Source organism: Kitasatospora sp. NPDC001159, from assembly GCF_053598235.1.
Window position 1 is genome coordinate 1 of sequence record NZ_JBSFJV010000165.1, and the last position, 10157, is coordinate 10157.

Annotated in this window: 11 protein-coding genes and 1 pseudogene; 5 read left to right on the plus strand and 7 right to left on the minus strand. The window is 67.9% G+C overall.

The genetic code is table 11. The features are described 5' to 3' along the window. Positions 1 to 62 precede the first annotated feature (62 nt). The 4 genes and pseudogenes from ACWC9T_RS39025 to ACWC9T_RS39040 form a co-directional block, all read right to left on the minus strand. Positions 63 to 659: pseudogene (locus ACWC9T_RS39025) on the minus strand (helix-turn-helix domain-containing protein); the annotation flags it as partial. Between the two features lie 103 nt (positions 660 to 762). Further along, the gene (locus tag ACWC9T_RS39030) at positions 763 to 1896 is read right to left on the minus strand and encodes an IS630 family transposase (RefSeq protein ID WP_449825787.1); all 1134 of its coding nucleotides are present in this window, start codon (positions 1894 to 1896) and stop codon (positions 763 to 765) included. Between the two features lie 86 nt (positions 1897 to 1982). Further along, positions 1983 to 2495: a DinB family protein gene (locus ACWC9T_RS39035; RefSeq protein WP_449825788.1), complete on the minus strand. Its 513-nt coding sequence runs from the start codon at positions 2493 to 2495 to the stop codon at positions 1983 to 1985. A 124-nt stretch (positions 2496 to 2619) separates the two neighbouring features. Then, complete coding sequence (locus tag ACWC9T_RS39040; RefSeq protein WP_449825789.1) at positions 2620 to 2844, minus strand: hypothetical protein; 225 nt, start codon at positions 2842 to 2844, stop codon at positions 2620 to 2622. 192 nt (positions 2845 to 3036) lie between these two features. Here ACWC9T_RS39040 and ACWC9T_RS39045 point away from each other — a divergent pair, with 192 nt between their 5' ends. Beyond that, on the plus strand, positions 3037 to 4728 hold the full coding sequence (locus ACWC9T_RS39045; RefSeq protein WP_449825790.1) for a GAF domain-containing protein: 1692 nt from the start codon (positions 3037 to 3039) through the stop codon (positions 4726 to 4728). Here ACWC9T_RS39045 and ACWC9T_RS39050 read toward each other — a convergent pair. From ACWC9T_RS39050 to ACWC9T_RS39060, 3 genes are all read right to left on the minus strand, one after another. Then, positions 4725 to 5009 carry a hypothetical protein gene (locus ACWC9T_RS39050; RefSeq protein WP_449825791.1) on the minus strand — a complete coding sequence of 95 codons (285 nt, stop codon included), beginning with the start codon at positions 5007 to 5009 and terminating at the stop codon, positions 4725 to 4727. The two genes, ACWC9T_RS39045 and ACWC9T_RS39050, sit on opposite strands and share 4 nt — an antisense overlap. A 30-nt stretch (positions 5010 to 5039) precedes the next feature. Next, positions 5040 to 6182: a Fic family protein gene (locus tag ACWC9T_RS39055; protein ID WP_449825792.1), complete on the minus strand. Its 1143-nt coding sequence runs from the start codon at positions 6180 to 6182 to the stop codon at positions 5040 to 5042. A gap of 556 nt (positions 6183 to 6738) precedes the next feature. Then, positions 6739 to 7698 (minus strand): DUF5937 family protein, encoded by a 960-nt coding sequence (locus ACWC9T_RS39060; RefSeq protein WP_449825793.1) that lies wholly within the window; start codon positions 7696 to 7698, stop codon positions 6739 to 6741. 219 nt (positions 7699 to 7917) lie between these two features. Between ACWC9T_RS39060 and ACWC9T_RS39065 the strand changes: the two genes are divergently transcribed. From ACWC9T_RS39065 to ACWC9T_RS39080, 4 genes are all read left to right on the plus strand, one after another. Further along, the gene (locus ACWC9T_RS39065; RefSeq protein ID WP_449825797.1) at positions 7918 to 8385 is read left to right on the plus strand and encodes a cupin domain-containing protein; all 468 of its coding nucleotides are present in this window, start codon (positions 7918 to 7920) and stop codon (positions 8383 to 8385) included. A gap of 130 nt (positions 8386 to 8515) precedes the next feature. Continuing rightward, positions 8516 to 9190 (plus strand): SDR family NAD(P)-dependent oxidoreductase, encoded by a 675-nt coding sequence (locus tag ACWC9T_RS39070; protein ID WP_449825794.1) that lies wholly within the window; start codon positions 8516 to 8518, stop codon positions 9188 to 9190. Positions 9191 to 9312: 122 nt separating this feature from the next. Further along, a complete protein-coding gene (locus tag ACWC9T_RS39075; RefSeq protein WP_449825795.1) occupies positions 9313 to 9663 on the plus strand; it encodes an antibiotic biosynthesis monooxygenase family protein in 351 nt (116 codons plus the stop codon). A gap of 24 nt (positions 9664 to 9687) precedes the next feature. Continuing rightward, complete coding sequence (locus tag ACWC9T_RS39080; protein WP_449825796.1) at positions 9688 to 10098, plus strand: hypothetical protein; 411 nt, start codon at positions 9688 to 9690, stop codon at positions 10096 to 10098. Positions 10099 to 10157: the final 59 nt, after the last annotated feature.

A 10157-nucleotide genomic window follows, 5' to 3' on the forward strand; every position in this document is an offset into this window, starting at 1 on the left:
TGGGGATCAGCCTGCCTCCAGCTTCAACCGGTCACTGCGATGACCAGCCGTGGGCTCCTCCTCCCACTCGATTCCTCAGCGCCTCGTGGCGCACGGCCGAACTCGTCGAACGCGAACGTGCGGTCGGGGAAGTGTTCCAGGACGTGTTCGATCCGGTCGAGCTTGGCGTCGTAGTCGGGGTCGGTCGACTCTTTCCAGGTCTTGGTGCGCTGGAAGGTGACGCCTCGTCGGGCGAGCAGGCAGCGCAGGGCCTCGCGGCCGATGCGGATGACCCGGCCGTGGACCCGGCGCAGGTAGGTGAGCAGTCTGCGAATCGACCAGCGGGTGAAGGGCTGGCCGAGCTTGGCCGGGCGGGTGGTGGCCGTCTTGATGACGAAGTCCTCATCGTCAGGACTGAGCAGGCGGGGACGGCCTCCCGCCCACTGAGGGTCCAGGCAGGTCAGGCCGATCTCGTTGAACCGGTGGATCACATCCCGCACCGTGTCCTCGTCCGCCTGGACCAGCCGGGCGATCACCGGCACCCGGTTGCCGCCGGCCGAGGCCAGCAGCATCATCGCCCGCCGGTAGCGCACCGAACTGGTGCTACCCCGTCGCACGATCCGCTGTAACTGCTGACCCTCCTGATCGGTCAACCTCCGCACTGTGACCGGCTCCGCCACCACGCCCCCCAGACCATTGGATGTCTCCTACATCCAACCGGTTCTGGCCCTACCATCGCCAACCCGGTGAACGTTCGCGGTCACAGCACTAGCTAGTGCCGCATCAGGCAACGTTTGCCCTGTTGACGATCTTGCGTAGGCGTTCGTCGGCGGCGTGCTTGTTCCGCCAGATGATGTAGCGGCGGATCATGCTGCCCTGCTCCTTGTGGCTGGCGTGGTCGGTGCCGTCGAGGGTGAAGTAGCGCAGAGCGGTGAACTGGGCCTCGATGCGGTTCAGCCAGGAGGAGTTGGTGGGGGTGTAGGCGATTTCGACGTTGTTCGCTTCGGCCCACTTCGCGACCCGGCGGCAGCGCTTGGTGGTCAGGTGCGGGGAGTAGTTGTCGCAGATGATTGCGATCCGCACGTCGGCCGGGTACAGGCTGCGCAGGTAGCGGCAGAACTCCAGGAACTTCGACCGGTTCTTGGTCTTCTTAATGTGGCCGTAGAGCTTGTCCTTGGCGAGGTCGTAGGCGGCGAACAGGTGCCTCACCCCGTGCGGACGAGTGTAGGTAGCCCGCCGCCTCGGCCGCGGCTCGCGGTCGGGATCCTTGCCCTTGCCGCCGCGCTCGGCCCACTGCCGCCCGGGGTGTGGCTGGAGGTTGAGCGGGCCGAACTCGTCCAGACAGAAGACGACTTCGGGCTCACCCTCCTCGGGTATGACCTCGCCGTCGGCGATCGCGTAGAGGTGCTCGACGCGGGCCTTCTTCGCTTCGTAGTCGGGATCCTTCGAGGTCTTCCAGGTCTTCACGCGTTGAAAGGAGACGCCCTCCTCGCGGAGCAGGACCCGAAGGCCCTCGTGGCTGATGTCGTCGACCACCCCCTCGGCGACCAGGAAGTCGGCCAGCTTGGCCAGGCTCCAGGTCGAGAACGGCAGGCCGTGCTCGGCCGGCTTGGACCTGGCGATCTTCTTGATCTCGCGGCGCTCGGGAAGGGTGAAGGTCCTCGGCCGACCACCCTTGTACTTCGGGTAGAGCGCCTCGAAGCCGTCGACGTTGAAGTCGTGGATCACGTCCCGGACCCGGTCCGCGCTGGTGAAGGTCACCTCGGCGATCTTCGCCACGGGCATGCCCTGGGCCGACAGCAGCACCATCTGGGCCCGCCGCCAGGTCACCACCGACCCGGTGCCCCTGCGGATGATCCGCAGCAGCCGCTGTCCCTCATCGTCATCGATCTCGCGCACGCGCACACGTTCAGCCACCCGAGCACTCTGACACGACGCGCCGCCCGGCCCGGAACCCGGCGGCGCGTCACCTCACGATAGGCCGGACCCTAACTGATCTGGTGTCATACACCAGTGGTGCCGTCGATGCGCTCCCGGAGCAGGTCGGCGTGGCCGTTGTGGCGGGCGTACTCCTCGATCATGTGGACGTAGATCCAGCGGAGGCTGACGTCCTGCTCCATGAAGTGGCCGGTGTCGGTCAGAGCGCGGTCGCCGCAGAGCTCGCGGCCGCGGGCGATCTCCGCGTGCCAGGTGGCCAGAGCGTCGTGCAGTGTGGCGCCCTCGGCCAGTTCGAAGCCGCCGTCGGGGGCAGACGGGTCGGCCTGCGGGTCGTAGATGGGCGGGGCCTGTTCTCCGGCGAACACTCGACGGAACCAGTTGCGCTCCACCTCCGCCATGTGCTGGACGAGGCCGGTCAATGTGAAGCCGGACGGTTGCACGGACGCGACGGCGGCCTGCCCATCGTCCAGGCCCTCGCACTTCATGGCGAGGGTGGCGCGGTGAAAGTCAAGCCAGCCTTCGAGCGTGGTGCGCTCGTCAGCGTTCAGGGGCGGCAAAGGGCGTTCGATGGAGCTCATCAGTCGATTATGTCGGCAACGGCCGAAGCCCTCTACAGGCAGGACCTCCGACAGGGCGAACGTTGCCTGATGCGGCACTAGGGCTGCTTCCTTCCGATCGCCGGTCCCGCGAGCGCGGCGCGGCTCAATGCCAGTACACGTCGAGGTGGGAGGCGACGAACTCCACCACCCAGATCACTGCGCTCGCGCCGACGGTGGATCCGATCCCCACGAGGATCTGTTGGCCCAACCGCTCGCCGTTCAGCCTGACAGGCTCCCGGGCCGACTCCACATCTCGTTGCGAGCAGCGTGCCCGGCGTTCCACCCCGTCCCAACTCGGTGCCGCACCTGGCGGGTCCAGCTCGTCCACGTTCTGTTCTCCGTTTCTCTCGTGCATCAACAGGCCAGGGGACAGAACCCGCCGTCGGGCGCCGTAGTTGGGCTTCGGCGGCCGCTGGTCGGTCTGGGCCCGTCGCCTACGCTTCCGCTAGACGTCGGTGTTGCACCAGTCGCAACGGTTGCCACCTGGATGCAACACAGGAGAACTTGAGGAGGGGGCGGCATGCTGGAGAAACCGACCGGGCAACCCGGGCGGCGTGTACGGGAGGACGAGCCCGAGGTCGAAGCCTTCATCAGCTTCCTGAACCAGCTCTTCGAGGCTCTGAACATCTCGCAAACCCGGCTCGCTGCCCGCCTGAATCGCAACAAAGGGTCGATCTCGCGCTTCCTCAGCGGCGAACGGATCGCCCCTACGGACTTCGTGGACGCCCTCCTGCAACAGGTGACCGAGCTCAACGGAAACCCCGTCACCGACGGCGTCCGAAGTCAGGCCCACCGACTGCGTTTGGAAGCGTTGCGGGTGCGCAACCCCTCCCAGTACCAGCTCAACCAGCTTCGAGAGAGCCTCGGCGCTGCCGAACGCGAGCTCCACCGCGCCAGCGTTCGTGAGCGTGCCCTGCTACGCGAGCTGGAAGTCGCCGAGGACAGGGCCCGACAAGCCGAACAGCGCTACCAGCAGTTGGAGACCGACTGGGCCGCTGCCCGCTACGCCTCGGGTTCCTCAGAGCTCGACATCTACACCGGGCCCAACGGCGCGGACGAACTCAAGGACGAGATCCGCGGCCTCAAAGCCGAGCTTGAGGCCCTCCGTGCCGAGCTTTCACGAGCCCAGGCACTGAAGCACGAAGCGGAGGAGCATTGCCTGCGGCTGGAGGCACGCCTCGTCGCCGCGGAAGGCGCCCTCAAGAACGAGCGCGACCAAGCACGCGCGAAGGCAGACGCTGAGAAGGTAACCGCCGGCTCTCAAGACCTGGTCGCCCCGGACGCATCGCACCGGATCCTGATGGACCTCAACGCCGCACCCAGCCTGGCGGGCACGCTGCAGGCCGTCGTCGAGGGCGCGGTGCGCGGACTCGGCTTTGACGCCGCCGCGGTCCACCTGGTTCGCCCGGATGGCGACCTGGTGGTGGCGGCCGTCTGGGAGCTGGAGGAGAGCCCGATGGGCGGGCCTTCAGTGTCGCTCGGCCAGGTCGGCTTCCGGGAGTCCTGGGACCAGCTGCTCGCGGTCAGCGACCACTGGGGCACCCTGCGCTTCCTGCCCTACGACCGCGTCGGGGCCATCGCCAGCGACATCCCGCGCTGGATCGGGGACGGCCCACTTCCCGTCCAGGACGATGACTGGCACCCCGCCGACTGGCTGCTCGCCCCGATGTACAGCGCGGGCGGCGACCTGCTCGGCGTCCTCTCTGTCGACCAGCCGCGCAACGGCAAGCGACCCGACACCTCATCACTTCAGGCGCTGGAGAGGTTCGCGGCGCAGGCCGCCATCGCGATCGGCAACGCCCGGCTCCGTGCGGAACAGCAACGCGTACTGGCCCGGCTGGAGAAGGAGCAGCAGGAGCTGCGGGCCAGCGAGGAAGGCTTCCGGCAGGCCTTCGAGTACGCGCCTAGCGGGATGGCCATCACCGAACTGCAAGGCACCGAGCGCGGCCAGCTGACCAGAGTCAACGACGCGTTCTGTCGGCTGCTCGGCCGCACCCGGGCGATGCTGCGCCAGCACAGCTTCGCCGATTTCGTCCACCCTGATGACCGGGAGCTGCTGGAACGCGCCAGCTTCGAGGGTGGCCGGGCGGAACTGCGGCTGTCCCAGCGGGACGCCGGCTACCAGCGGGTCCGTCTGCGCAACTCGGTCGTGGCGGACTCCGCCGAGGGCCCCAGCCTCCTGCTCACCATCATCGACGACATCAGCGACTAGCCATTCCCGGCGGCTTCCAGGGACTTCAGGCGTTCGGTGTACAGCTCGGTGATGCGGCCGATCTCCGCGGGCCCGGCGTCGACAAGCCGCTCCCGGTCCTCGCCGCACACCTGCAGCTGCGCGGCCAGGTCCTGCTGGCGCTGCTGGTCGCCCGAGCGCCTGGCGGCCATCAGCTCCCGGCTGCACCAGGCGATGACGGCGCCGATCGCCTCCTTCGCGTCCTCGTAGGAGGCGTCGCCGCCTTCGGGGGACGACGACGATGCGGGCGGGGGAGTGTGCACGGCGAACCACCTCGAGGGGCGAACCGCCTGCTACGTGGCGGTATACGGGTTGACGATGGTGTGGTGCCGTTGGGCGGTTTCCAGAACCTTCTGCGGAAACCGCGGCCCGGCAATGTAGTGACGGCCCTTCGTCTGCCCCACTGCTGTCAGCAGTTCCGCCTTGGTCAGGGCCTGCAGGTCCCTCGTCGCCTGTTGAGTGTTGATCGCTTCGGCCTTCTCGTAGCGCGAGCGGCGCACCCGCCCCACCATCGCTACTTCGTGCAGAGCGGTCGTCTGCCGCTCGGTGATTCCGTACCTGTCAGCCGCCTCGATGAGCTGTGTCCAGCAGTCGTTGGACCGGTCAACGCGGCGCTGGACCCGCTGCGTCTGCTGGTGGTACGCGAGGAGATTGAACTTGATCCACGGCAATGTGTCCCGCTGGGGTGACCAGACCGGACCACCGACCTCGCGCAGCACCTTGTAGTAGTCCCAAGTGTTGCCGGGCATCCCCAGCCATTCCTCGATCGAGGAGAACTCAGGGGCGAGGACTCCGCCCCGGGCGATCAGGAGAGTTTGCAGAGAACGGGACATCCGGCCGTTGCCGTCCGACCAGGGGTGGATCTTCACCAGGTTGAGGTGCGCCATCGCGGCCCGCACGAGGACGTGGCTCTCGAGGTCGCCATCGTTGAGCCAGCTGACAAGCTCACTCATCAGCCCGGGCAGCAGCTCGTGGTCCGGTCCCTCGTAGTCCGTGGCGAGCTCGTCACCGGGGGCCGTGATCCGAATGGCCGTCCTACGCCACTGCCCGGCGGTCTTGAGCGGGTGGTGGTGGCCCTGGAGCATCCAGTGCAGGGCGTTGAGCAGTTCCTTGCTGTAGCGGAAGTCAGGGGCGTCGTGGAGGGACTGGATGTAGGTCATGGCCTGCTGGTAGGCCAGGGTCTCCGTCTTGTTCTCGTCGCTGGCCTCGACCTCGCGCTCGCCATCCATCAGGTCGGCGACGTCCCTCGCATCGACCCGATAGCCCTCGATGGTGTTCGAGGCTGCGATGGCACTGGCCGTGAGGGCCTTGCGCAGGTCGAGAGTCCATTTCATAGGTGCCTGCTGAACGGCGTGCCGCAACTGATCGCGCATGGAGTTGATCTGCTCCAGGACCTGACGGTCGACGGACTCAAGGCGGGGCGTCTGATACAGCATGAATCAATGATACCCAGCCCCTATCATTCAATCTAGCTGCCGGGTGCGAGGCCCATCCCGTCGCCCGCCACGCCTGCGGGAAGGAGCCGAGGATCATGGAGAGGAACCACCCCGCCGCCGGGCGCCCGTCCCGGTCACGCGGCGCTGCGGGCGGGGGCCGGCTGCGGCTGGCGGCGGTGCGCAGCGGGACGGCGTCGCCGCGGGCGTCGAACGGGCAGGTGAAGTGTCAGCGGCCGAGATCTTTTCCCCAGGTACGGCCAGTTATCGGTCCCCATCTACGGCCAGTTCGAGTGGCACACCGGGAAGCTCCGTCACAGACAGTGACGACACTGCCAAGGGCTCCGCCCCGTGGCTCGGGGTGAGTGCTCCTCTGTGCTTCTTCCTGTGATCGTTTGTGAGAGTAGCCCCGGGTGCGCCCCTGCCTTGTTCGCCTTCGGTGAAGATCACCAGTGGTCGGCGGGGACGGCTGGGGTCATCTGTTCGGGCTTCGCGGGCAGCGACTTGCAGTCGGCGACGGCGCCGTGCGGGCCGCCGAGGGGGGTCGGTTGCGGACCTGTCATGGCTGTGGCGAGGCCGCGTCCAGGAGAGCACGTCCAGCCTCGGTGAGCTCGTGCGTGGCCGTGCGACCGGCCCGGCTGCTGTCGATCAACCCGGCGTCTCGCAGGACTGCCAGGTGTTCGCTGGCCGTCGGAGGGGTGACGCTCACCAGCCTGGCCACAACGGTCGTCTGCAGCGGAGTGGCGAGCGCGGCCAGGATCCTCGATCGAGTCACCCCCAGAAGACGGTCAAGGGACCTCGGAGTGGGAGGTGCCGCCCAGAGGTACCGCCCGGATGCCGGGTAATAGATCGCCGGAGTCCAGTGGTCCGAGGTGGTGCACTGCATCCGGTCGGTGATGAACAGTGACGGTACGAGAATGAGTCCTTCAGGGCAGTCGACGTCGATGTCGACGGTCTTCTCGACGGTGATGGTGTCGCCTTCGCACGCAGCGGAAGGGTGCAGGCGCGGAAGGACTGCGCGCAGCCCCTCGCGGTTGACCTGGATGGCCCGATCCAGCATCTCTGCACGCAGCGCCTGCCGCATCGACGGCCATTCCGGTTCGACAACTGCCTTCCAGAGGCGGCGCAGCGCATTGGCGGCCTCGGACCTGGCTCGCTCGGGGTCTTCGAGCAGTCGGCGGCCCATTTCCGCCCCGCGCCCCGTCGTCGCGTCGACCAGCTCGGCGTACGTCTGGTCCGCCGGCGCGGCGAGGAGGGCATCCATGCCTTCCTCGAACGTTGGCTCACTGGACATCGGCGACGGGTCGAGGAAGTCGGGTCGATACGCGCCCTCGGCCATGAAGACCGTGAGCGCCCCCAGGTCGGGGAGCGGGAGACTGCGGCGGCGGCGAAGCCACGGGTGGAACATCGGGTGACGCTGCGGTTCGGTCAAGAGCCGGGCCAGGCTGACCACTTCGTGGATCGGCGACATCGCCCACCGCACACTCGCAGCACCAGCGCCCAATCGGTAGCGGATCACCCCACCATTGTTAGGCCACCGCCGAAGTGAGCGCGAGCAGAACGGCGAAGCCCCGAGACTCGGGTCATGACCGACACGGAGTCGACAGCCCGGTGTTCCAGGGAACCCGAGCGAGCCCAACAGACGCGAACGATCCGGCTGGGCGCTGGCGGATCGACCATCGAAGTCCTCGCCGGCCCAGCGGAGACCAACGGGATCGTGAGCATCTACCGGTGGCGCATGTCGCCCTCCAGCCGGGGACCTGCCCCGCACTTTCACACGACGTTCAGCGAGACCTTCATCGTTGAAGAAGGTGAAGTCGCCTACTTCGATGGGCGGGCCTGGCGAACGCTGCGGCCCGGCGACACCATGCATGCCGCGGCGGGTGACGTCCACGCGCTCCGCAAGGAGGGCGCCGAACCTGCCACCCTCCTGATGGCACTCTCGCCAGGTGTACCGCGGGAGGAGTACTTCGCACAGCTCGCCACTGTGAACGAGCGTGACCTGAGCCGGCTCCACACAGCCCACGACAACCATTTCGTCGACGACTACGAGCGGTGGGGGCACCGGCAACGGCATGTGGTCCCGCCCCCCGAACCACCCCACTACCTGGAGTGCGGTCGTAGAACTGCTCCCGCGCGTGATCGCCACCGCCGAGCCGAGTCCGGAGGCCGACTGCGTCCGCAGGCACCCTCAAGGTGTTGGTGATCTCCGCCTACGACCTGGAGCAGGCCGGCGAGGCGTTCGCCGCGTTCGGCGCCGGCACGCTCGGCAGGATCGCGCTCACCGTCGCCTGATCCACCCCTTTCCCAACGGGTTTCCCAGCAAAGGATTCACTGTGCCCAGCATCGCCATCGTCGGAGCCGGCCCCGGTATGGGCCTGGCCGTCGCCCGTACCTTCGGCTCCCACGGCTTCGACATCGCTCTCATCGCCCGCAACCGCGACAAGCTCGACGACCTGGTCGGCCGGCTCGACGCCGAAGGCATCACGGCCGCCGCGTTCCCCGCGGACGTCCTCGACCATGACGCGCTCGCCCAGGCACTCAAGGACGCCGCCACCCGCTTCGGCGGCATCGACGTCCTGGAGTACTCCCCGGCCGGAAGCATCGCATCCACGCCGCTCACCGCTCCGTCCGAGACCAACCCCTCCGATGTGCAGTGGGCGATGGACTTCCTGCTCTACGGGGCCATCGCCGCCACACGGGCCGTGCTGCCCGCCATGCGCGAGGCCGGCGCGGGCACGCTGCTCTACACCAACGGCGCCGGCTCGGCCGACCCCACCCCGATGCTCGGCAACCTCAACGCCGCCCAGGCCGCGCTGCGCAACTGGGTACTCGGCCTGCACAAGGAACTGGCCGACACCGGCGTCCAGGCCGCGCACATCGCCATCGGCGTGTGGATCGGCACGGACGGCCCGCCCGGAGTACCGGCGGCCTCGGCCGAGGAGGTCGCCCCCCTCTACTGGGACCTGCACACGCAGCGCGACGAAGTCGAGCGCGTCTTCACCGTGTGACGCCATCCCGGCCCTCCCCGTCCCACCACCGCTGATCCCTGATCCGCCAGTACGGCGGTGGCCGACCGCGGCGCCGTGGGCAACCGACAGCGATTGACGAAGAGCGAGAGGAAGTACCGAAGATGGCCAAGCTGGAGAGCCTGGACCCGACAACGCCGGTCTTTGCGCAGTTCAAGGAGAAGACCGGGCCCATCGTCCTGGCCAACACCTTCGTCGTTCCCAAGGAGAGGACCGAAGCGTTCCTGGTCCTCTTTCGCAGGCAGGCGGAGTTCATGAAGGCGCAGCCGGGATTCGTCTCCCTGCAGATGCACAAGGGAACGGCGGGCAGCCGACTTCTGATGAACATCGCGGTCTGGGAGTCCACCGAGGCGCTCGCCACGGCGATCGGCAGCCCGGAGTTCGAGCGCATGGCTGCCGAGTTCCCCGACGACATCGTGTCGTACCCGCACATCTTCGAGCGGGTCGACGTATGACACCGGAGCGGTAGAGGCGTCACTGTGCTCGTCAGCGACCCCGCGCTGCACCGCACCCTCGCCACTCGCTCGGCCGGCGACACTCCTGACGAACGCGCCATGCCCATCTCCTCCTCAACCCATTGCCAGGCCCTCCCCGGCCCGGCGTTTCACCCCGGGAGCGACGCCAGGCGGACGGGTCTTCAGGATGTCGACCCGTCCGTACCGTCCGCAGCCGACTGTGTGGTTTCCGCCTCGGGCGCGGTGCGGGGGCCGGGCACCGTGGCCGTGGCGGCGGGGAGGTCGAGGTGGGAGGATCTGGCCGTCGCCCGCTTCCTGGAGATCCGCCGCACCCGCACTCCCGAGCCGGGCGACTTCGACTACGCGTTCCCGGCCCTGATCGCCCGCACCCTGTCTGACCTGAGAAGCCGTGATCAAAGCGCTCTTGGGGCTTGAGGGCCGGACGGAGATTCGATTCTCGGTCCCGTTCGGGTGATCGCGTGCCGGCCGGCGCA

Excerpts from the sequence above, each read along its gene's own strand:
- ACWC9T_RS39075 (WP_449825795.1), top strand. The coding sequence starts at position 9,313 with ATGGCCAAGCTGGAGAGCCTGGACCCGACAACGCCGGTCTTTGCGCAG.
- ACWC9T_RS39035 (WP_449825788.1), bottom strand. The coding sequence starts at position 2,495 with ATGAGCTCCATCGAACGCCCTTTGCCGCCCCTGAACGCTGACGAGCGC.
- ACWC9T_RS39065 (WP_449825797.1), top strand. The coding sequence starts at position 7,918 with ATGTCGCCCTCCAGCCGGGGACCTGCCCCGCACTTTCACACGACGTTC.
- ACWC9T_RS39055 (WP_449825792.1), bottom strand. The coding sequence starts at position 6,182 with ATGCTGTATCAGACGCCCCGCCTTGAGTCCGTCGACCGTCAGGTCCTG.
- ACWC9T_RS39045 (WP_449825790.1), top strand. The coding sequence starts at position 3,037 with ATGCTGGAGAAACCGACCGGGCAACCCGGGCGGCGTGTACGGGAGGAC.